Annotated in this window: 21 protein-coding genes; 9 read left to right on the top strand and 12 right to left on the bottom strand. The window is 67.4% G+C overall.

The genetic code is table 11. The annotated features are described in order from the left end of the window. Positions 1-181: 181 nt before the first annotated feature. The 4 genes from RTX79_RS02965 (at position 182) to RTX79_RS02950 (ending at position 5157) form a co-directional block, all read left to right on the top strand. Positions 182-979 carry a hypothetical protein gene (locus RTX79_RS02965; protein ID WP_312681702.1) on the top strand — a complete coding sequence of 266 codons (798 nt, stop codon included), beginning with the start codon at positions 182-184 and terminating at the stop codon, positions 977-979. Continuing rightward, on the top strand, positions 972-2162 hold the full coding sequence (locus tag RTX79_RS02960; RefSeq protein WP_312681700.1) for a cysteine desulfurase family protein: 1191 nt from the start codon (positions 972-974) through the stop codon (positions 2160-2162). The genes RTX79_RS02965 and RTX79_RS02960 overlap by 8 nt, the downstream gene beginning before the upstream one ends. Before the next feature lie 3 nt (positions 2163-2165). Beyond that, complete coding sequence (locus RTX79_RS02955) at positions 2166-3326, top strand: MFS transporter (RefSeq protein ID WP_312681698.1); 1161 nt, start codon at positions 2166-2168, stop codon at positions 3324-3326. A gap of 433 nt (positions 3327-3759) precedes the next feature. Further along, positions 3760-5157, top strand: coding sequence for a hypothetical protein (locus tag RTX79_RS02950; protein ID WP_312681697.1), 1398 nt, complete (start codon positions 3760-3762; stop codon positions 5155-5157). 60 nt (positions 5158-5217) lie between these two features. Here the strand turns inward: RTX79_RS02950 and RTX79_RS02945 are convergent, their stop codons facing one another. Further along, the gene (locus tag RTX79_RS02945) at positions 5218-6306 is read right to left on the bottom strand and encodes an MFS transporter (protein ID WP_345784473.1); all 1089 of its coding nucleotides are present in this window, start codon (positions 6304-6306) and stop codon (positions 5218-5220) included. A 59-nt stretch (positions 6307-6365) separates the two neighbouring features. Between RTX79_RS02945 and RTX79_RS02940 the strand changes: the two genes are divergently transcribed. After that, positions 6366-6788: a TetR family transcriptional regulator C-terminal domain-containing protein gene (locus RTX79_RS02940; RefSeq protein WP_312681693.1), complete on the top strand. Its 423-nt coding sequence runs from the start codon at positions 6366-6368 to the stop codon at positions 6786-6788. A 14-nt stretch (positions 6789-6802) separates the two neighbouring features. Here RTX79_RS02940 and RTX79_RS02935 read toward each other — a convergent pair whose 3' ends face one another. From RTX79_RS02935 to RTX79_RS02925, 3 genes are all read right to left on the bottom strand, one after another. Continuing rightward, positions 6803-8062: a carbohydrate porin gene (locus RTX79_RS02935; protein WP_312681691.1), complete on the bottom strand. Its 1260-nt coding sequence runs from the start codon at positions 8060-8062 to the stop codon at positions 6803-6805. A 63-nt stretch (positions 8063-8125) separates the two neighbouring features. Beyond that, complete coding sequence (locus tag RTX79_RS02930) at positions 8126-9181, bottom strand: LacI family DNA-binding transcriptional regulator (protein ID WP_312681689.1); 1056 nt, start codon at positions 9179-9181, stop codon at positions 8126-8128. Between the two features lie 28 nt (positions 9182-9209). Continuing rightward, complete coding sequence (locus RTX79_RS02925; RefSeq protein WP_312681687.1) at positions 9210-11651, bottom strand: membrane-bound PQQ-dependent dehydrogenase, glucose/quinate/shikimate family; 2442 nt, start codon at positions 11649-11651, stop codon at positions 9210-9212. Positions 11652-11988: 337 nt separating this feature from the next. Here RTX79_RS02925 and RTX79_RS02920 point away from each other — a divergent pair, with 337 nt between their 5' ends. Then, positions 11989-12906, top strand: coding sequence for an oxidoreductase (locus RTX79_RS02920; RefSeq protein ID WP_312681685.1), 918 nt, complete (start codon positions 11989-11991; stop codon positions 12904-12906). Positions 12907-12930: 24 nt separating this feature from the next. Here RTX79_RS02920 and RTX79_RS02915 read toward each other — a convergent pair whose 3' ends face one another. The 6 genes from RTX79_RS02915 to RTX79_RS02890 all read right to left on the bottom strand — a co-directional run bounded on the left by RTX79_RS02915 (position 12931) and on the right by RTX79_RS02890 (position 16566). Beyond that, complete coding sequence (locus tag RTX79_RS02915; protein ID WP_057507614.1) at positions 12931-13212, bottom strand: DUF3247 family protein; 282 nt, start codon at positions 13210-13212, stop codon at positions 12931-12933. Between the two features lie 88 nt (positions 13213-13300). Further along, the gene (locus RTX79_RS02910; RefSeq protein WP_312681683.1) at positions 13301-13579 is read right to left on the bottom strand and encodes a hypothetical protein; all 279 of its coding nucleotides are present in this window, start codon (positions 13577-13579) and stop codon (positions 13301-13303) included. Beyond that, positions 13576-14274, bottom strand: coding sequence for a glycosyltransferase (locus RTX79_RS02905; protein WP_312681681.1), 699 nt, complete (start codon positions 14272-14274; stop codon positions 13576-13578). The genes RTX79_RS02910 and RTX79_RS02905 overlap by 4 nt, the downstream gene beginning before the upstream one ends. Further along, the gene (locus RTX79_RS02900; protein WP_312681679.1) at positions 14271-14858 is read right to left on the bottom strand and encodes a class I SAM-dependent DNA methyltransferase; all 588 of its coding nucleotides are present in this window, start codon (positions 14856-14858) and stop codon (positions 14271-14273) included. Before RTX79_RS02900 ends, RTX79_RS02905 begins: the two co-directional genes overlap by 4 nt. Further along, complete coding sequence (locus RTX79_RS02895) at positions 14855-15616, bottom strand: PIG-L deacetylase family protein (protein WP_312681677.1); 762 nt, start codon at positions 15614-15616, stop codon at positions 14855-14857. The genes RTX79_RS02900 and RTX79_RS02895 overlap by 4 nt, the downstream gene beginning before the upstream one ends. Beyond that, on the bottom strand, positions 15604-16566 hold the full coding sequence (locus RTX79_RS02890) for an acyl-CoA/acyl-ACP dehydrogenase (protein ID WP_123699152.1): 963 nt from the start codon (positions 16564-16566) through the stop codon (positions 15604-15606). The genes RTX79_RS02895 and RTX79_RS02890 overlap by 13 nt, the downstream gene beginning before the upstream one ends. A 258-nt stretch (positions 16567-16824) precedes the next feature. On the opposite strand from RTX79_RS02890, the gene RTX79_RS02885 reads away from it, so the two are divergent. Together RTX79_RS02885 and RTX79_RS02880 are read left to right on the top strand one after the other, a co-directional pair. Further along, positions 16825-16989: a hypothetical protein gene (locus RTX79_RS02885; RefSeq protein ID WP_170184001.1), complete on the top strand. Its 165-nt coding sequence runs from the start codon at positions 16825-16827 to the stop codon at positions 16987-16989. Between the two features lie 9 nt (positions 16990-16998). After that, a complete protein-coding gene (locus tag RTX79_RS02880) occupies positions 16999-17466 on the top strand; it encodes a DUF4126 family protein (protein ID WP_312681671.1) in 468 nt (155 codons plus the stop codon). 88 nt (positions 17467-17554) lie between these two features. On the opposite strand, the gene RTX79_RS02875 is transcribed toward RTX79_RS02880, so the two are convergent. Beyond that, positions 17555-20077, bottom strand: a complete 2523-nt coding sequence (locus RTX79_RS02875) for a glycoside hydrolase family 3 protein (protein WP_312681669.1) — start codon at positions 20075-20077, stop codon at positions 17555-17557. A 213-nt stretch (positions 20078-20290) separates the two neighbouring features. Further along, a complete protein-coding gene (locus RTX79_RS02870; RefSeq protein ID WP_428695951.1) occupies positions 20291-20974 on the bottom strand; it encodes a thermonuclease family protein in 684 nt (227 codons plus the stop codon). A 202-nt stretch (positions 20975-21176) separates the two neighbouring features. Here RTX79_RS02870 and RTX79_RS02865 point away from each other — a divergent pair, with 202 nt between their 5' ends. Then, on the top strand, positions 21177-21740 hold the full coding sequence (locus RTX79_RS02865) for a fasciclin domain-containing protein (RefSeq protein ID WP_312681668.1): 564 nt from the start codon (positions 21177-21179) through the stop codon (positions 21738-21740). Positions 21741-21812: the final 72 nt, after the last annotated feature.

Here is a 21812-nt window from a genome sequence, read left to right as displayed (position 1 = left end):
GCAACAGACATGGAGTGTCGATCCTGGGGCGAAACCTGGAGCCATCATACGGGGCGGCGGATTACGCAATGAGGTGTCGTGATAGCCCATTGAGCATTCCCCCTGCACTTCTAGACTTGATTCAACAAGACGGCGTCCGGCGCCCGTCACGGATGGATCAACCCGATTCAACGGAGGATACATGGGTAGTGCAGCACAGCGTTCTGAACAGGTCCCAGGCGTACCACCGCACCGGCCCGGCGGGGTCGGCATCCTGGCCGGCAATTCCCGTGTTTCACTCGACAGTGACGGCGTGATCGAGGTCCAGGCCCAGCTTCGGGCATTCGACGCCGCCCTTGCCCTCGCGCGTGGCTATCGCGAGGCTGGACTGCCGATGCCGCGGGTGTCGGTGGCCTTCGATCATCGCGGCATCTTCCGTACGCAGTTCCTGGATGACGGACTCAGCAATTCGCAGAAGCGGCGTCCCCGTCTGAGCCACCTGCATCCCGCCATCCGCACGGTGTTCGAGCCTGCTGCCACGCGTCATCAGATAGCGCTTGGCGACATCCACGCCATCCGCGAGGATTCCGCCCGCCAGCATCTGTCCCATACCCTGGCCCTCGGAGGCGTGCCCGAACGCCTGGTGCGCAGCATGCTGGCCGGCATCACGGAGCCGCCGGCTGGCGAAGATCCGCAGGTGCCTACGCAGCGGCTGACCTGCGCCGCCATCACCACGGAGTACTTCGCGCGTGCGGCCGGCGATGCGGCATCCGGCACGACATTGCTGGAGGTGTTCTTCGAAGACAGTGCATGGTCGGGACGACTTGCGTATGGGCGCGGCCTCCAGCTCTGCCACCTGCTGGGCAGCACCTCCACGATCCGGCTGAACCTGGTCAGCGACTGTGGCGTGGTAAGCCAGGGCGCGTGGATCGCGCCGAAGCCCGCAGGCGCCGCTGCAGAGGCGTCTGCAGCAGCGGCATCGGGGCGCACCGATGCATGACGGGCAGCACGCGATCTACCTGGACAACAATGCCACAACGGCACTGGATCCGGACGTCCTGCAGGCCATGATGCCGTACATGACAGGCTGCTATGGCAACGCCGCCAGCCGAAGCCATGCCTTCGGCTGGGCTGCGAGCGATGCCGTTGACACGGCGCGGGCGGCAATCGCCAAGGCGATCAATGCGGCCCGGCCGGCGGATATCATTTTCGCGTCCGGTGCGACCGAGTCGGTCAACCTGGCGCTGGCCGGACTGCGTTCGCTCCAAGGCGCGTCCGGTGGCCATGTCATCACCTCGATGATCGAACACAAGGCGGTGCTGGACAGCTGTGCCCGCCTCGCCGACAACGGCGTGTCGGTGACCTGCCTGCCCCCCGCCGCTGACGGCATCGTTTCGCCGCGGCACATTCGAAGCGCGATCCGGGCAGACACGCGGCTGGTATCGATCATGGCCGCCAACAACGAAACCGGCACGCTGCAGCAGCTGGAAGACATCGGCGCCCTCTGCCGGGAACGCGACATTCCCTTCCACACCGATGCCACCCAGGCGTTCGGCAAGGTCGCCATCGATGTCAGGCGCATGAACATCAGCCTGGCCTCGTTTTCCGCGCACAAGATCCACGGACCCAAGGGCATCGGCGCGCTGTACGTCGATTCGGCGAACCCGACCCTGTCACTCTCACCGCTGATCGTAGGCGGCGGGCATGAGCGCGGCCTGCGTTCGGGCACGCTCAACGTGCCCGGCATCGTCGGCTTCGGTCGCGCGGCGGAACTGGCACAGCAGACCCTGGAAACTGAATCGTGGCGGGTGCGCGGGCTCAAGGATACCCTTCGCCGCTATCTTGTTACCCACGTGCCCGGCGTGGAGATCAACGGCCACCTGACCGCGTGTCTGCCCGGCACGCTCAATGTTTCCTTCGCCGGCGTGGATGCCTCCTCGCTGTTGCTCGAACTGCCGGACATCGCGCTGTCCTCCGGCTCGGCCTGCACGTCGGCGCAGCAGTCGCCGTCACACGTTCTGCTTGCCTTGGGTGCCAGCGAGGCGCGCATCCAGTCCAGCGTGCGCATCGGAATAGGTCGGTTCAATACCGAAGAGGAAGTGAGGCACGTCGGCGCACGTCTTGCCGAGGCGGTGGCAACGCTCAGGTCGATGGTGCCAGCGGCCCCGCCGCCGGGGAGCTGACCCATGCGCCCCCATTCCCCGCCGCTCATCCTGTTCGGCACGCTCTTCAGTGCTGCCGGTTACGGTGCAACCTTCCTGGTCACGTCGTGGTTTCTTGCCCAAGGCGGCAGTGAACTGGATGCAGGCACCACGCTCAGCATGGCGCTGCTGGGGACATTGCTGGGCGTGCCGCTGGTGGGCTGGTGCGCGGGTTGGGTCGATGCCGCGCGCCTGGCGGCACTGGGCGCGCTGGCCATGGCAGTCGGCTACCTGCTGCTGGGAAGCCTGGGTGGAATCGAGCCGGCTTCCCTACCCCGCCTGGCCGCCATGCTGATCGGCCTGGGCTGGGGCATGTTCTATCTCGGCGCACCGTTGGCGATGTCCGAACGGCTGGATGACAGCGAGCGGGGCCCCGGTTTCACCCGCTTCAGCGCGTTCCAGATGACCGGCATCTGCGGCAGCCCGATCGTGCTCGCCGCGTTGTTGGAACGTGGTGGCCTGCCGTTTGCATCCGCGTTTCTGTGGGTTGGTATCGCAGGCCTGCTGGCCGCGGTCCTGCTGGCGTCCTTCGGCATCCGTGAACCGCGATCACCGCAGCGGAAAATGCTGCGTCCGTGGGTGCGCGACATCCGCGTGCTGGCCGGTTCCGTGGCGATCCGCCCGATCCTGATGGCCGGATTGGGCGGGGCCGTGTTCTCCGGAATGATGGCCTTCCAGGGCTCGCTCACCGATGGCAGCGCGGCCAGTGCCAGCACCTTCTTCGCGCTGCATGCAGGGACCGCGGTGCTGCTGCGGCTGCTGTTGGTGCGCCACCTTTCACGTTGGCCGCGCAGGCCGGTCATCATCTGCCTGCTCGGTTGCCTTGTCGCCGGACTGGTGTGCCTGCACGGCAGCGCCGTGCATCCGGCCTTCCATGCCGCAGCCGCCATCCTGACCGGCGCCGGCTACGGGCTGCTGTACCCTGTGATCCAGACCTGGGCGGTCAATGCATCGGCACTGGAAAACCGCCACGCGGCGCTGACCTGGTTCGTGGTCGCCTACTTCATCGGGATATTCGGTTTTCCTGCGCTGGGTGGATGGCTGCTGGTGGCCGCTGGCACGTCCACTTTCATCTGGGCACTGGCCGCGTTGGCAATGCTGGAACTTGCGGTGGCGACGGTGGGCCAACGCGCTTACCCGGACTGACCGCGGCAACTCACGCTCGGCGCGGAAAAGGCTGCCAATGGCGTCCTCGTCGTGAGGCTGCTGGTCCAATGCTAGGATTCCGGGTCGACACAGGACCTGTCAGCCCACCGTGATGCGCATCCTCGGACTCCTTCTCGCCTGCGCCTCGGTGTGCTGCAGCGCCGATGCCCTGCCGGCTGACGTCACCCCGCACGTTGCTGGCCCGGACAAAGCAAGTGCAGCTGATGCGAGCGCTGCGCCGGGGCCATTCACCCATCCCGTTGATGCGTCGCCAGATGCGCCACTCGTTGCGCTCAGCGGCGACAGCCAGCGCCTGCACTACGGTCTCTATGCCGAGCGCGGGGCGACGCGTCCTCGCAACATCGTGCCGGACTTCTCACGCGCGGGATACCGGGGAGGTGGCGTCAGTCTGCCGGCCCGTTCCAGCATTCCGGTGCTGGAGATCGTCGCGCCGGTCGCTGGCGGGGACGACTACCCGCGCATCCAGGCGGCCATCGATGCGGTCGCTGCACGACCTGCGGACAGCCGGGGCCTGCGCGGCGCCGTCCTGCTGCGACGCGGCCACTACACGGTGAGCCGGACACTGACCCTTCGTTCCGGTGGGGTGGTGCTGCGCGGTGAAGGCCGCGGCGCAGACGGTACGGTGATCCGTTCAACCGTCACCGAACGCCAGGGCAGGATCATCGAGGTCGGTGACGCCGAATCACGCATGCCCGCTGCGGACCAGGACCCGCGCCGGACCCGGATCCGTGCGGATCATGTGCCGGTGGGGGCGATGCGGGTCAACGTGGCATCCACGGCGGGCTATCGGGTCGGTGATCCGGTAGCCGTTGTCAGGGAGCCGAATGCGCGCTGGCTGGGCCCCGATGGTATCGATACCGCGCGCTATGGCTGGGTCGCCACTGACTACACCGTGTACAACGAACGCGTGGTCACCGCCGTGGACCGGGGCACGCTGAGCCTTGATGCGCCGATCATGGATGCCATCGAGTCGCGCTTCGGTGGCGGCAGCGTCTACCGCACCCGTCCCGAGCGCATAGCCGAGGTCGGCATCGAGGACCTGCGACTGGAAGGCAACCGGGAAACGGGAACGGTCAATGGTACTGCCGACACCGGCCCCTTCACCGGCATCCGCTTCGGTGCAGTGCGCGATTCGTGGATCCGCGATGTCACCGTGCGCTACGTTTCGCATGGATTCGTGACCCGTAACGGCGCACTTTTCAACACCTTCCAGGATATCGCCTACCTCGATCCACGCTATGGACAGACCCAGGGCGCGCGTCGCTACGTGTTCCTGTACGAAGGAAATTCCGCCTTCAACCTGACCCAACGCTGCTACAACCACGGCGGACGGCATACCTTCGTCACCGGTGCGCGGGTACCCGGTCCGAACGTTTACCTGGACTGCCTGGCGGTGGACGACAGCAATGACAGCGGCCCGCATCATCGCTGGTCGACCGGGGTGCTGTACGACAACACCAGGGGCTACATGCTGCGTGCGCAGAACCGTCGGTACAGCGGCTCCGGACACGGCTGGGCCGGGGCCCAGCAGATGTTGTGGAATGCCGAGCACGATATCCTGGTGGTGCAGGCGCCGCCGTTCGCGATGAACTGGAGCGTGGGACAGGTCGGCCACGTCCAACCTGGGAAGTTTCCGCCTGAAGAGCCGGCCGGCCGAATGCAATCGGTGGGCCACGTGGTGAGCCCGCGAAGCCTGTACCTGCAGCAGCTGCAGGATCGGCTGGGGCAACAGGCAATGATCAACATCACCACCGCCGCGCAACGGCAGGGGCGGATCTGGGACGTTCTGGCAGCACGCGCTGGCGAATGACGGCCGCGCCGATGCAAGGAGACCCGCACATGCGGCTGCCAGCGCGTCAGACATCAACAACTAGTGGCCGGTAACGGCCGCACGCTGGCCTGCGGCAAACCCATGCACGCGCGCGCGCCATGCGATCAGGAATCCAATCGCCAGCAGCACGGCCATCGCGGCCGGGAAGGTCTGTGGGCCCCATTGGTCCAGCAGCACGCCACCCACGACACCGCCGCCGGCGATGACGCTGTTCCAGGCCACGACATTGAGTGACAGCGCGACATCGGCGCCCTCCCCCGCGCTGTCGGCCAAGGCGGTCTGCAGCAGGGTCGCCGCGCCGCCGAAGGTCAGGCCCCAGACCGCTACGCAGCCATACACCACCGGCTGCAGGCCCTGCGCAAGCGCCAGCACCACGGAGATCGCGAAGAAGGTCGCCAGTGATGCCAGAACGGTGCTGCGCAGGTGGCGCTCCACCAGCTTGCCGGTCACGCCGATACCCGCAAGCGCGGCGGCACCGAACACCAGCAGCAGCACGTCCACCCGGTTGCCGAGCCCGGCGTGGGCCGCGAACGGTGCCACATAGGTGTACAGGATGTTGTGGGCCAGCATCCAGGCCATCACGGTGGCCAGTACCGGACGCACGCCCGGGGTGCTGAGCACCTTGCGCAGTGACACCCGCTGGGCTGCCGACTGGCCGGGGTAATCGGGCACCTTGGCCAGCACCCAGATGATCAGCAGGGCGGTCAACGCGGACATGGCGCCGAATGCGGTTCGCCAGCCCAGCAGGCCGCCCATCCAGGTGCCCAATGGTACACCCAGCGAGAGCGCTATCGGCGTTCCCACCATGGCGATCGCCATCGCCCTTCCCTGCTGTTCGGGTTGCACCATGCGCCTGGCGTAGCCTGCCAGCAGGCTCCACGCAAGGCCTGCGGCTGCGCCGGCAAAGAAGCGTGCCGCCAGGGTCAGGCTGTAGTCGGTGGACAGCGCGGTGATGGAATTGAACACCAGGAAACCGACGATGGTCAGCAACAGCACGTTGCGCCGCCGCCACTTCTGTGTGGCGATGGTCAGTGGAATCGCTGCCAGCACCGATCCCAGCGCATAGGCGGTGACGGTCTGCCCTGCCATCGCCGGGGTGATGTCGAGGCCGGCGGACATCAGCGGCAACAGGCCGGCCCAGCTTCTACGCCGCGTTCGGCTCGAAGGAGGCGCTGTTCAAGGAGTGCATGGAGCGCTACCTGGCCACTTTCGCGCAGGTGACCCACTGCTTGTGGGACACCGCGCTGGCGCCCCGCGAGGCGCTGGAACTCGCCCTGCGCGGATCGGCCCGGATGCAGTGCGAGCGCGGCCACCCCAAGGGCTGCATGGTGGCGCTCGGGGTGATGAGTGCACCCTCGCCGGAACTCACCGCGCTGACCGCGCCGCTTACCCGCTCGCGTGCGCACACGCGCGCCGGCATCCGGGCCTGCGTGGATCGCGCCATCGCCAAGGGCGATCTCCGGCCACGGACCGACCCGGCCGCACTGGCGTTCGTGTTCGACAGCTTCCTGCTGGGCCTGACCACGCTGGCCCGCGATGGCAAGACCTTCAAGGCCATGGATGCGGCAATCCAACAGGTGATGGTGGTCTGGGACGCCCACGCGGGCTGAGCGCCGCGCCGTCCTTAGAACGCGAGGTTGGTCTTGACTCCCAGCACCATCGCATCGTGGTTTTGGGACAGCCCGCCCGGATGCACCACGTACTGCACGACCGGCTGCACGCTGACGCCCGGCCACGCCTGCCAGACGTAGAACGCTTCGGCGGTGTACTCGGTCTTCGCCCTGCCCTGCGCCCCGTTGGCCTGCCGTGCGTAGCGCGGGTTGACTTCGGTAGCGGCCACGCCGAGCCCGATCTGGTCCGAGGCGCGCGCGCCGATGCCGGTATAGGTTGCGATGGCATGGACCGTGGCATCGATGTTGCCGGTACGGCGATCGGTACGGACCAGGTCCAGCTGGCCACGCAGGCCCGACTGCGCGCTGCTGCCGTCGCCCGCGCTGAACTGCTGGCGCAGGCTGATCCAGCCCCCATAGGCGCCGCTGCGCAGGGCCGCATCCAGACCGCTGCTGGCCCATGCGCCACCTGCCTGGTCCTGCCAGGCGTCGGCCCGCGGCGCGCTGCTGTACCAGCCGCCCACTGCGTAGTGACCCTGCAATCCACGCACCCTGCCCTGCCAGCCCAATTCCACGGGGGTGAGCGTGCCGACGGTGCCGGAGGGGGCCAGCCGCAGGCCGCCTCCGCTTTCATCGGCGTAGCGTGGATTGACCTGGTACGCGCCGAGGCGCAGGTACGTCTGTTCGGTGGGTGCGACGTCCAGCACCGCGCCCCACTGGCTGAGCGGCCCATTGAACCAGTAATCGCCGACGATCATCGCCGGCTGGCTGCCGCAGAACGCCAGGCTCATCGCGGTGCAGTCCAGCGTGTTGAAATCATCGCCGACGGCCATGCGACCCAGTTTGAGCCCCACCCGGCCCTCGTTCCACTGCTTGCCCAGCCACAGGCTGCCCAGCCGCCAGATGCGGCCGCGGCCGTAGGCTTCCTGGCTCTGCAGCAGCTGACCCAGTGCGGCGCGTTCGTTGAGGTTGGCGCCATCGCGACGCGTCACCGACACCTGCGCCTGCAGCCCGGACCAGCCGGCCAGGCGTTCAAGGTCCAGCGTTGCACCCAGCGCCAGCTGGCCGACGTGGGTGCCGGTGCGCCGGCTTCCACCGGAAAGGTTCGTCGCATCTTCGGAGGTATAGCTGGCGGTGAGTTCAACGCCGCGTGCTGCAAGCGCAGCGCGGCGTCCGTCGGCATCGGGCAACAGGTGCGGTGCGGCCGAAACGCTGGATGACAGCAACAGGCCAGCCAGCGGCAGCCAGTGCCGGCAGGGGGTAGGACGATTCATGGGGGAGGTCTCCGGCATGGCATCACGCCATGCAGTCGTTGCGTGGGGTGGCGTTACCACATGTCAGGCAAGCAGTTCGCCGGGGTCGACATCTTCGGGGGTGATGATGCGGAACCGGGTGGGCCCTGCAGGCGGCGGCGAATCAAGCTCGCCGCGCTGGTGCAGGATGTACTGCAGGGCCTGGATGGCCTGCGCTTCGGGGTCCTGGTCGATCACCGCGGCGATCTTCCCGCGTGCCATCAATTCGGCATGTTCGCGCGTTGCTTCGTGGGTGATCCATACCGGCATCGGCGTCGGGGCGCGCCTGCGCAGCGCCTTGGCGATGCCGGCCGCAGCCGATCCGGTGTCATAGATCGCCACCACGTCATCGCGCTGGCGCAGCAGTTCATCCAGCGAGGCATGCGCCATGTCCGGCTGGTCGTGGTGGGCCACCGGCTCGCGCACGTCCAGGTGCGGGAAGCGTTCGTGGATGACCTTGCGGAAGCCGGCTACGCGTTCGCGGTGATCACCGAAATCCGTGGATGCCACGTACAGCAGCACGCTGCCGGGCCGGTGCGTGAAGCGCCCGACCAGATAGCCTGCGGCGCGGCCGGCCTTGAAGTTGTCGATGCCGGCATACGGATGGGGGGCGATCTGGGTGACATCGCTGGTCACGGTCACCACCGGAATGCCCTGCGCCTGCACATGGCGCAGGGCCAGGCGGATGGAGGGCACGTCGCGCACGAAGGCCAGCAGGCCCGCGCGCGGATGCGGCGGGTGCTCCAGGAAGCGGATCAACGCAGCCTCGTCCTTCTCGTCCCAGAACATCCGGTGCAGGCTGACGCGGGTGCCGAGCATCTGCACCTGTGACATCAAGGCGGCTTCCAACCGCTGGTAATGCGGGGTGTTGACGTTGCTCATCACCACGTCGATGTGCAGCACGCCGTGGTGCACGCTGGGCAGGACCCGGCGCAGTTCCAGCTGGCGTGCTGCAGCGATCACCCGCAGCCGCATCGAATCGGACACGCTGCCCCGCTCATTGAGCACGCGGTCGACGGTGCTCTCGCTGACACCGGCCAGCTCGGCCACCTGCGCGAGGCGGGGCGTACGGGCGGAGCGGCTGGGGGCAACGGGAGTCATCGATGGCGCACTCAATGAAGGGGCGGACTTACTTGCCGGCCTTGGGCAGGGCGTAGGCAATCACATAATCGCCGCGGTTGTCGTTGGTGCCGGTGCGCGTTGCACCGCCAGCCACCACCACCACGTACTGGCGACCATCCTTGCCCACGTAGGACATCGGAGCGCCCTGCCCGCCCACCGGCAGGCGACCCTGCCACAGGACCTTGCCGGTGTCGTTGTCCAGGGCGCGCACATAGTAGTCCAGGCTGCCGTGGAAGAACGTCAGGCCGCCCTTGGTCACCAGCGGGCCACCCATCGTCGGCATGCCCAGCGGGATGTCCACGCCCGGGGCGATGCCATGCACCGGCGCGTCCTTGATGGTGCCCATCGGCACCTGCCAGCGGGTCTTGCCGGTGGACAGGTCGATGGCGGTCATCGTGCCGAACGGCGGCTTGAAGCACGGCACGCCCAGCGGCGAGACGAACATCGAGCGCTCCACGCCCCACGGCGTGCCGGTCTGGGTGGAGTACTCGCCTTCGGTGGACGGCTTGTAGCCGATGCGCTTGGCTTCTTCCTGCTTGATGAAGCGGCCCCACTGCGCCATGCGGATGTCGTTGACGATCAGCGTGCCGGTACTGGCGTCGACCGCGCCGCCGCCCCAGTTGAAGCCACCGTAGTAACCCGGGTAGATCAGCGTGCGCTGCTTGTCCGACAGCGGGGTGAACTCACCTTCCCAGCGCATCTGCTTGAACTGGATGCGGCAGTACAGCTGGTCGAAGATCGACGCGCCCCACATGTCCGATTCCTTGAACGGCTCCACGCCGACGGCGATCGCCGAATGCGGCTGGGTCGGGGCCACCTTCATGCCCGGCATCGCATCGGTGGAGACCTTGCGGTATTCCACCGGCACCACCGGCTGGCCGGTACGGCGGTCCAGCACGAACACCTGGCCGCGCTTGGTCAGCTGCACCAGCACCGGCGTGGTTTCGCCATTCTTGCCGGGCATGTCGTACAGGATCGGCTGCGAGGACACGTCATAGTCGAACTGGTCGATGTTGGCGGTACGGAAGTGCCAGCGCTCCTTGCCGGTCTTCAGCTCAACCGCGACCACCGCATCGGTGTACTCATCGGAGTAGTCGTGGCGGTTGCCGGTCCAGAAATCCGGTGTCTGGTTGCCCAGCGGGAAGTAGGCCAGGCCCAGCTTCGGATCATAGGCGGCGGTGCCCCAGAAGTTCGGGGTTTCCAGCGGGTACAGCTGGCCTTCCGGCAGCGGGGTGCTGTCGGTGGCGCCACGCTTGGCATCCCATGCCCACAGGATCTTGCCGGTCACCACGTCATAGCCACGCACCACGCCGCCCGGTTCGCCGACGGTGAGGTTGTCGTTCAAGCGGCCGCCGACCATCACCACGCCATCGGCCACCAGCGGCGCGGAGGTGACGTTGTAGGTGCCGGCGTCGCTGTCCTTCGGGGCCGGCGCGATGCCGATGCCCAGGTCCACGTAGCCCTTGTCACCGAAGTCTTCGCACAGCTTGCCGGTTTCCGCATCCAGCGCGAGCAGGCGCGCGTCGATGGTGGTTTCGATGATGCGCTTGCGGCAGATCGCCGGTGCAGCGGGGGTGTTGGCGGCGACCGCCTGTGCGGGCGCGGTGGTGGCACCGGCAGCGGTGGCGGTGGCGGTGTCCAGCGCATCCAGGTCGGCATACCCCACGCCACGGCAGCGCTTCCAGCCCTGGGTGCTTTCGCTGACCACGGCCTTCGGATCGAAGCGCCACTTTTCCTTGCCGGTGGTGGCATCGACCGCCACGACCTTGCTGAGCGGGGTGCACAGGTACACGGTGTCGTCGATCTTCAACGGCGTGACCTGATACTCGGCGCCATCGATGGCCAGATCGCCGGTGCGGTAGGTCCACGCGACCTGCAGATCCTTCACGTTGGTGGTATTGATCTGGTCGAACTGGGCGTAACGATCGCCACTGCTGGTGCGTCCGTAAGCCGGCCAGTCGTTGCCGGCGCCCTGCCCTGCAGCAGCATTGGTGACCTCGGCACGCGAGCCATCGGCTTCCACCGTGGGATGCGGCAGGAACATGCCGGCGAAGAAGCCGACCAGGCCCAGCGCCAGTACACCGGCCAGCACACCGGCGGGACGGCAGCGCAGTGCAGGCGACAGGTCGCGGCGATGCAGGCGCGGCGCGAAGGCGGCGGTCACCATGGCGACCACCAGGAAGGCGATCAGGCGCGGCACCAGCTGCCAGAAGTCCAGCCCGACTTCCCACAGCGCCCACACAGCGGCGAACAGCAGCAGGCCGAGCGCCATCCACAGCGCGCTGGCACGCAGGCGGACCAGGGCGACGCCGGTGGCGGCGAGCACGGCGCCGGCCAGCAGGTAGAACCACGATCCGCCCAGGGTGATGAGCCACACGCCACCGGCGGCGAGCAGCACGCCCAGCAGCGCGAACAGAATGCCGGCGCCTTGGGCAAGTTTGGATGACACGCTTTGCATGAGGACCTCTGGATTGCAGACAGCACCCTTCGCCGGGCGCGGCCATCGGCCATGCCACAGGGATTCCGGGTGAGATGGGTGGTGGGCCTGGGCAGAGGAATGCTCATCCGCCGTGGGTCCACGCCCGCTGATGCGGCGCTGCTGCGACCAAATGCCGCAGTGCGTCAGCGGGAGGATGATAGCCATGGCGCTTTCATAAAAACGACACGCTGACGGAAAACCGTCAACGCGTGATGGAACGCTTCGTCGCGCGAAAGATCAGACTACTGGCCGCACCGCTTCCCGTGGGGTAGCGTCGTGCTGATCTCTTTCAGCCTGTGAGCACACCATGCCAGCCTCTGCTGGATTCACCGCGGCGCACGTGCGCGATCAGTCGGGCAAGACCTTCATCGTGACCGGTGCCAATGCCGGCATAGGGCTGGAAACCTCGCGCGTGCTGGCGCTTCGTGGCGCCCGCGTGCTGCTCGGGTGTCGGAATGCCGCAACGTTCGAGGCCGCCGCTGTCGACCTCCGCCACAGCGCACCCAGGGCGGATCTGGCCTGGATGCCGCTGGATCTGGCTGACCTGGATTCGGTACGCGCCGCGGTCGCGGTGGCGCAGCAGGAAGCGCGGATCGATGGGCTCATCAACAACGCCGGGGTGATGATTCCGCCGCTGACGCGCACGCGGCAGGGGTTCGAACTGCAGCTTGGGGTCAACCACCTCGGACCGTTTGCGCTGACGTCCCTGCTGCTGCCAAAACTCGCCGAGACGCGGGGCGCGCGCGTCGTGATCACCTCGAGCATCGCCCACTTCAAAGGCAGGATGGAATGGGATGACCTCAATGCCGAGGCCGGCTATCGGCGGGCTGCGCGCTACCGCAGCAGCAAACTGGCCAACGCCCTGCATCTGTTTGAACTGGACCGGCGCCTGCGTGCCGCGCACTCGCACATCGTGGCGGTGGGCTGTCACCCTGGCGTGGCGTATACCCGCCTGGGCCGCCATGTGGGCATCGCGCAGTGGGCCGGCCCGCTGGTGGGGAGGTTCCTCAACACCGCCGTTCAGGGCGCGTGGCCGACGCTGCAGGCAGCGACCGGCGACATTGAGCCCGGCGGCTACTATGGCCCCACCGGACTGGGACAGGCGCGAGGCGTATCAGGCCCGGCCAGGCGGGCGGAATCGGCCCTGGATCCGGTGGCTGCTAGCCGTTTGTGGGAAATCTCGGTGCAGCTGACCGGGATCGACCCGGGGCTGCCGCCCGCCTAGCCAGGGACCGTGCGGCAGGTAGGGTCAGCGGGAGCCGATCCGCACCACGCGCTGCACCTGGTCCAGCCACAGCAGCTGTACGGGGGCCTCACCGGAATCCAGGCGCAGCAGGCCATTGCTGCCTTCGTTGCCATCGCTGTCGAGGAACTGCTGGATGGCAGGACGTTCGACCACGGTGCCGACCAGTACGCTTCCGTCCTGCATGTGCAGTTCGGCGATCATCTCCGCATCCAGCTCGGACTGCAGCGCCTTGAGGCGGTCGATGGCGGCGGCCTCGGTGTGGATGCGGGGGGCACGTTGGGTCATGGTTGGTGTTCCGTGCAAGGGCTGGACCCTACGGTATGTGAGCGCACGCGAACGAATCCTGCGCTCGGCGTGTGGAAGGCGCGAAGGATCACGTGCCGGCCTGACGTCGCCGTCGACGTACGGCCAGGACCTGCCCGGTGATGGCGGTGACCAGGATCAGCGTGTTGGTCACCACGAAAACGGTCGAACCGACCATTGCGCTGTAGGCAATGAAAAGCACGGAGGCGGTCATCTGGCCGATGAACAACCAGGTGGACACCGCTTCGACCGAGTCCGCCTGGTGCTGCTTGTGGATCTGGCGCCCGAGCGTAAGGATCAGAACCACCGTGGCCGCCCAGCCCAGCAAATCCACCGGCTGGAAGGTCACCGCTGCAGTACCGGTACCGGCGACAGCGCCGGTGCCACGTCCAGTACCTCGCGTTCGAGTGCGCGCAGGAACCCGCTGAAGCCGTGTGGTGCCCGCGCGGTCCGTCGTGCGCTGGTGGCAACAGCGGGCTGCGCCAGCCAGGCAATCGAGGCGTGTGTCTGCTCAAGCGCATGCACCAGGGCGACATCCTCGCCGGTGACCACGGCGCTGAAGCCGCCTGCCGCCAGGTACGCCGACGCGCTGATACCCATGTTGGCGCCATGGATATGCCGATGCCCATCGGTCACTGGCTTGCGGGTGAAGGCATCGCGTACGGCCTGCGGATAGTCCAGCCAGTCCACGACCTCCACCACGCCGCAGAAGGCATCCGCCCCGCACTCCACCTGGCGGCAGAGCCAGTCGGCAGGCACGACGGTATCGGCGTCGGTGCTGGCGATCCAGCGCGCACCCAAGGCCAATGCATGATCCGCTGCCGCCGCACGCGCGATGCCGACGCAGCGTGCGTTGAGGGTCACCGTGGAAGCACCCTGCAGGCTGCAGACAGACCCCGTGGCATCGCTGCAATTATCCAGCGCCACGACGACCTGGACCGCTTCACCGCGCAGGCCGGGGTGGGCGGCGGCCAGGGAAATCGCCGCCAGGCAGCGGCCAATGGAGGCCGCCTCATCATGCGCCGGTACGATCACTGCGATCATCGCAGCCCCTCCCACGTCGCCACACTGGTCGGCTGCCGGCTCCACGCCTGCAGCAGGAGGTCTTCGTCCTGATAGTTGAATACGTCGAGCAGGCCACCGCGGAGCAGACGATGGACGTTCTCGGTCGTGCTGCGCGCCTCGTCAAACGGATGCCGCCAGTGGCAGGCCAGCAGCAGGCCGTCTTCGGCAAGACTGTCGTCGAGCTGCAGCGCCATCTGCTGCAGCTCGCCCGCATCCAGGTAGTAGCCGACCTCGCTGACCACGATCAGGTCGAAGCGTCCCGGCGGCCACTGGCCAGGGTGATGGGCACGCTGCAGGGTGACATGGGGGCAGTCACTGACGGATCCGGCGGCCTCGGTAAGCGCCTGCTGGTTGATGTCCGTTGCCAGCAGCGCATCGCACCGCGCGGCCAGTTCCGCCGTGAGCACCCCATTGGAGCAGCCGAGTTCCCAGGCATTTGTGTAGCGCGGACGCGGCAGGCAGGCCAGGGTAAGGGCCCGCTTGCGCGCCTCGTACCAGCGGCTGCGGTAATGGAACGGATCGGCCTGCTGGTACAGCGCGTCGAAATAGGCGGCGGTGTTCATCCGATCAGCACCTCGAAAGCGCGATGGAAACGTGCGGTGACGTGCGCCGGCAGGATCGGCTGGCAATCGAGCCCCTCGACGTCGCCGGTCTGGGTGGCGAACGCCTGCATGGCCTCGCGTTTACGCGAACGCATGGCGGCGTCCATCGGGATGCGCATGGCGATCGGCCAGGGGGCGGCGGATGCATCGGGATCCAGCCAATGCCAGGCCCATACGGGGTACTGCAGCGCCCGTGCGCCGCGCGCGTGGGCGGCAGCAAGCGCGGCACGACCGGTGGCCTCGTGATCCGGGTGCGCGTCGCCGATCCACGGCGCGATGATCAGGTCAGCCGGCATCAGCTGTGCCGTCAGGTGTGCGGTCAGCTCTGCTTCGTGGGTGCTGACCCCGCCATCGGGAAGCCCCAGCGGGGTGACATGGGTGGCATCCAGCCCCAGCACGCGCACGGCCTGCGCCAGCTCGTGGCGACGTGCATCACGCAGCCGGGCGGGCGGCCACAAGGCCTGGTCCGGGTAACAAGCTTCACCGTCGGTCACCGACACCACGTGCACGGCAACGCCATGCGCCAGCGCCGCCTGCATCAACCCGGCGCAGGCCAGCACTTCGTCATCCGGGTGGGGAGACACCACCAGCAGCCGGCGCGTGCCCTCGAGCAGGTCCCGCGCCGGCGAGATCGGCAGCGAAGCCAGCCACGTGCTGCCAGCCCAGTCTGCTTCCAGCGTGCCCTGCCCTTCGATCCGCTGCGGGGTCACAGCGTCCATGGCCGCTCCTGTGCCTGCACGGCGCGGCCGAGTTCAGCCCAGTCCCGGTCGGCATGGCTCTGCCGGATGAAAACGGTGAGGTCGCTCCAACGACGTGCGTGGTCATCGTCCAAGCACATCGGCCCCGGGCCGAGCGCCCGCGCAACCGCATCCAGCACGTTCGTGCAGGTCCGCTCCACCACGCTGCGCACGCGCAGGACGTCGGCCTGGTGCGGCGCGGTCGGCATCGCGTCGATCCACGCCGCCAGTTCGCGCATCAGGGCAGCCGCCGACTGCAGCTGCATGTCGACCTGGCCCAGCAACGAGGCGGTCTGTGCGTCGCCCGCCACGCGCGGCGAGCGTTGCAGCGGCGCCGCAAGTGCCGCGGCTGCGCCATACCAGCATGCGGCGATGCCGGCCCCGCCATGCCAGAAACCCGGCCGTGACAGGTACGCGCCGGGCTTGCCCACTGGCTCGGCAGGGACGTCGCTGAACTGCACGCAGCCGCTCGGGATGCCACCCATGCCGGTTGCGTGCCAGGTCTGCGGGCGAAGCCGGATACCGGCCGCATCGGCATGGATGCGCAGCAGTTGCGGCCCCTCCGGGCCGCGCGCCGTCACCAGTGCGATGTCAACCAGCCCTGCGCCGGAGCACCAGGGTTTATCGCCACTCACCGTGCCGGTCGCGGGGTCGAACACCAAGGTGGCCTGCGGCCCTTCAGCGGCCCATACCGCCGCGAGCGACTGTCGATCCAGTGGCGCTGCGTGCAGGTCGGAGAGGATCGCCTGGGCGTCGTAGTGTGCTTCCAGCACCTTGGCAAGGCACAGGTCGCGCGCGGCAATGGCGGCCAGTTCGCGCCAGCGCGCCAGGGTGTGTCCACGCCCCGGCAGCGGCAGGCAGGGTTGGCCTGCCATCACCTCACGTGCGGCCGCCTCCAGCGCGGGGGCGGCGTGGTCGGAGAGTCGGTCCATGTCAGTCAGCCGAGGTGCTTGGGTGTGGGAGCCCCGTGCAGACAGCATTCCTGCCGTGTGCGGTCGCTGCATGCATCGGGACATCCTTCTTGAAACCGGGTCCTACTGATACCTGTGCGTCCGTACCCGCGGAGTGACCGGCGTGTGCGGGGCGTGTGCAGCCGCCGGGGACACCGCGCTCACCTGCCCTCGCGCATGTTCCAGTAGCGCGGGGATCCCTGCCATCGCGGCAGGGACACACGCTGCACGGAGCTGACCATGACCAAGCAACCGATCAATCCCGGCGCCGATGTCGCCGACCAGGACAAGCCGGACACCCCCGACAAGCACCGCAATGATGATGCGCGATGGAAAGACAAGGACATGCCGGAGTCCGAGCACACGGCCACGCCCGACGATTACGAAAAGCCCCCGAAGCCCTGAGGACCCTGTATGGCCCTGATCCACTCGATATTGATGGGCGCCGTTGCCGGCATGCGCGCCATGACCCCGCTCGCCGCGGTGACCAACGCAGCCCGCACCGGCACCCTGCCTGCTGACAACGGGGCGCCGCGCCTGCTGTCCAATCCGCTGGCGTCGGCCGGCATGTTGGCGTTGGCGGGCGGCGAACTGCTTGGCGACAAGATGAAAACGGCCCCGGACCGGATCGTTCCGGCCGGCATGGTGGCCCGCGTAGCGACCGGCATGATCGCCGGCGCCGCGCTTGCCCCGCACCGCCAGCGTGGTGTCGGCGCGCTGCTGGGCGCCGGCACCGCCGTCGGCATGGCTTACCTGACCTTCAACCTGCGCATGCGTGCGATCGCACGTTACGGTCAGACGCCGACCGGCGCGGTGGAGGATGCGATCGCCGTGGGCAGTGCCGCGCTGATTGCCCGATGCGCCGAGCGCAGCAACGCGTGAGCGATGCACCGGATCCGTGCGCGTTCACAGGTCCGTACGCGTTCAAGGTAGCGCCGACCCATGGTCGGCGGATACCAGGGCGTGCGCATCACCCGCCGCAGGTCACTTTCTGGTCGTAGTCGGTTCCAATGGCGACCTTCGCCAGCGACAGGCGTACGCCCTGCCCTGCCTGCAGCGCCATCGGGATCTCGACGTTCTTCATGTCCACCCCGGCACTGCGCAGGCAGCGCAGCGGAACGCCCACGCGCGTCCACTCGCCGACCTTGGCTGACGCCAGTGCCTGGGCGATCGAAATCTCCCCACGCGTGGTTTTTCCGCTCGTTGCCAGGTAGCTGACCGGCGCACCGGCGGGCAGCGCATCCACCCGCAACGTGGAAATCACGAAAACGTCGCCGTTGGTCTCGCGATCAAGATCCAGTGGCGCGTTGGACCTCAGCTCAACCAGTCCCTTACCGCTGAACGTGAACTGGCGCCCGCCTTCCTGCACGTCCGTGTTGATCGCCGCCATCGCAAGCGACCCGTCGGGCGTGGTCGCGCTGGGGTGCACGATGTCCATCGCCTCACCGTCAGCCCCGGTCAGGCGCAGGGTCAGGCCGGTCGCGGCCACGCCGCGGTCGAACCAGGTGCTGGTGCGCGACTTGGACGGGTCGATGCCCGGCTCTTCGGAAAGCGGCGGCAGGTTGCCCTTGTCCGCATAGGTAAGACCGTAACCGAATGCGAACTGCGGGTCGTAGCCCGGCTGGCCCACGTTGTTGGCGTACTGGTCGGCACGGCGCGGCCAGGAAAAACTGAGCTTGCCGCTGAAATCGTGCTGCGGCCTGCCGTTGGCACCGCGCAGCAGCACATCGGCCACGCCCCCGCCTTCGGATCCCGGCAACCAGGCGGCGACGAAGGCGTCGGCGGCATTGATCTCGCGGTTCAACCACAGCGGACGCCCGCTGATGAACACCGCCACGACCGGAATGCCGTCGGCTTTCAGCTTGCGGATCAGTTCCAGATCACCCGAGCGGCCGCCCTTGAACATCAGGTCCGGCAGATCCCCCTGGAACTCGGCGTAGGGGTCTTCGCCAAACACCACGATCGCCACGTCCGGCTTGCTGGTGTACGCACCGTCCACGGCCAGTTCGGCCTTGCCGCCGGCTGCCTGCACCTGCGATTTCAGGCCATCCCACAGGGTGTCGGCGTTGGGAAAGTCGTCGCGCTTGGTGCCGTCACCCTGCCAGGTCAGCGTCCAGCCGCCGGTCTGCTTGGTCATGTTGTCGGCACCATCGCCTGCAACCAGCACGCGCTGCTTCGGTGACAGCGGCAACAGGCCATCCTGGTTCTTCAGCAGCACCAGAGATTCACGCACGGCCTGCCGCGCTACGGCCCGGTGCTCCGGCGATCCCAGCAGTTCGAACCTGCCACCGAGCGCACGCGCGGACGGCTTGGGCTTTTCGAACAGCCCCATGCGCATCTTGGCCAGCAGGATCCGGCGCACCGCATCGTCCAGCCGTGCCATTGGCAAGGTACCGTCCTTGACGTGCTTGACGGTGCTTTCATACAGGCCCTTCCAGGTGTCCGGGGCCATCGCCATGTCCATGCCGGCGATATAGGTCTGCGCGCAGTCGGTGTTGGTGCAGCCCTTGACCTGGCCATGGCCGTTCCAGTCACCGACCACGAAGCCACCGAAATTCATCCGGCCTTTCAGCACATCGGTCATCAGCGGCTTGTGGCCGTGCATCTTCTCGCCATGGAAGCTGTTGAACGAGGCCATCACCGACTGTGCGCCGGCTGCGATGGCGGGCACGTAGCCTGCGGCGTGGATGTCGCGCAACTGCGCTTCGGTGACCGTTGTATCGCCCTGGTCCTTGCCATTGGTGGTGCCGCCGTCACCCAGGAAATGCTTGACCGTGGTCATCACGTGGTGGTCGTCCAGAAAGTCGGCAGCGCCAGCCTTGCCCTGCAAGCCTTCCACGAACACACCGGCATAGCTGGCAACCAGCGCCGGATCCTCGGAATAGCCTTCATACGCCCGACCCCAGCGATCGTCCTGGGGCACGGCAACGGTCGGTGCGAAGGTCCATTCCATGCCGGTGGTGCGGGTTTCGGCCGCGGTGATGCGGGCGATCTCGCGCAGCAGCTCCGGGTTGCGCGTCGCGCCCAGTCCGATGTTGTGCGGGAACAAGGTGGCACCCACCACATTGCTCTGCCCGTGCATCGCGTCGATGCCCCAGATGATCGGGATCGCATGACCACCCCCGCTGGTATCCATCGACGCTTCCCAGTAGGCATCGGCCAGGGCCAACCACTCCGCCGGCCTGGCGTTGTAACGCCCACCCGGATCGGATCCGCCGCCGGCCAGCACCGAGCCCAGGCGATACTTCTTCACCTCTTCCGGGGTGATGCTGCCGATGTCGCCCTGCACGATCTGGCCGACCTTTTCCTCCACGCTCATCGTGGCCATCAGCGCGTCGATGCGACGCTCGATGGCCGGGTCGGTGGCCAGCGGCCAGGTCGGCTGCGGCCATTGCGACGGGTGGATCTGGCCGGCCGGCGTGGCCGCATGGGCTGCAGTGCCGCAGGCCAGTGCCAGGGCAACACACAGCAGCAGGGGCTTGAAGGGTTTCACGATCAGTGGACTCCATTCGGATCAGAACAGGTAGCGCTGGCACAGGCCGCAGCTGCCGGCGACGCTGGACGTTTCTATGTCCTGATTGACAGCGCTGTCAAACCTGTTGCCCCATGCCGCGCGCAAACCCTTGCAGGACGTGGCCGCGGCGCCCGTGATACCGTGCTGATCGCTGCGGCGCAGCACGATTGCGGCCCACGCCGGCGGCGCACGCTACCGCTTCGCCGCGCGCCATCCTGCCGCACGCGCTTCGTCCGCGGAACAGAAATAGCGCTCACCACTTTCCGGCTGGATCCGCGTCTGCGCGTAATCGCGCTGCCCCGGCATGTGGAAGATCTTCGCGCCCGCACTGGAGATATTGCCTTTGATGCGGCAACCGCTGGTCGGCGCGCGCGCGGTCCCGGTCGCGCCGGCGTGCACTGCACGCTGTGCGCGGCGGTAGTCGGCCGGCATCTGGAACGCCCCCTGCCACAGGTTGCGCTTGCCTGCCTTGGCCTGCTGTTCTGCACCGACGTAAGCCGTGGCGTATTCCCGGTAAGCCACGGCCCAGCCGGATCGAACCATCCAGGCGTTCACCGATTCGCCCTGGACGAAGCACTCGGCGACCGACCTGCCATAGCGATCCACATCGCGCTGCACGCAGCGCACCGTCCTGCCCTGCAGGTGCCCATCCAGCGCATTGGCGGCCCGACGCCCACAGGGCCATGACCTGCCCCGCGAGTCCGCGCACTGCTGCGCGCTCTCGGGCGCATCGATTCCCCATAGCCTTACCCGCTTCTGGTTGACCGCAAGGGTGTCACCGTCGACCACCGTGGCACGGCCCGCGATTTCGATGGGCGCGGCGAGCGCCCACGGGGGAATGACAAGTACAACGAACATCACGACCAACCTGCACATACAACGCACAACACCCTGCATCACGCAAAACGGCGCCTATTCTCGCCCAGCCCCTTGGACTGCGGCACTTCGAAGCGTGCATCAGGGGTGCGATGTTCACGTCTTCCTCATCCTTGAAAGAAAAACCAGCCGGCTGCATCCAGCCCGCTGTCGGCTGCGTACCTTCAGTACCCCCATTCCGGGGACGAACAGGAGAAGCAACGTGCAAGCTACTTTCAAGAAGATCGCTTTCGCCACCAGCCTCGTCGTTCTTGGTGCCCTCGCGGCCCCCACCTTCGCCGCCGATCCGCCAACGGTCGGCGGTGCGTTGATGTATCCGGCCAAGACCATCGTGGAAAACGCCAGTGCGTCCAAGGACCACACCACGCTGGTCGCCGCGGTCAAGGCAGCCGGACTGGTGGATACCCTCAACGGTGCCGGGCCGTTCACCGTGTTCGCGCCCACCAACGCCGCCTTCAACAAGCTGCCAGCCGGCATCGTGGACACCCTGGTCAAGCCGGAAAACAAGGCAGCCCTGACCAGGATCCTGACCTACCACGTGGTGCCGGGCGTGCACACCGCTGCCCAGTTGACCGCAGCGGCCACCCAGCAGGGCGGCACCGCCACGCTGAAGACGGTCCAGGGCGAACCGCTCACCTTCAAGCTGCACGAGGGCAAGCTGTGGATCGTCGACGCCAAGGGCGGCAAGGCGTCGGTCAGCACGGCCGATGTCATGCAGTCCAACGGCGTCGTCCATGTCGTTGATACGGTACTGATGCCGAAGTAAGCGCCAGCAACCGGGCGGGCGTCGAGGCGACGTCCGCACCGGCCGCGGGAAACACATGCGAACGACGCCAAT

The sequence above is a fragment of the Stenotrophomonas chelatiphaga genome, from assembly GCF_032054965.1.
Taxonomy (GTDB): Bacteria; Pseudomonadota; Gammaproteobacteria; order Xanthomonadales; family Xanthomonadaceae; genus Stenotrophomonas; species Stenotrophomonas chelatiphaga.
Note: the sequence above shows the minus strand (reverse complement) of the source record. Positions and strands in the feature narration are given on the sequence as shown.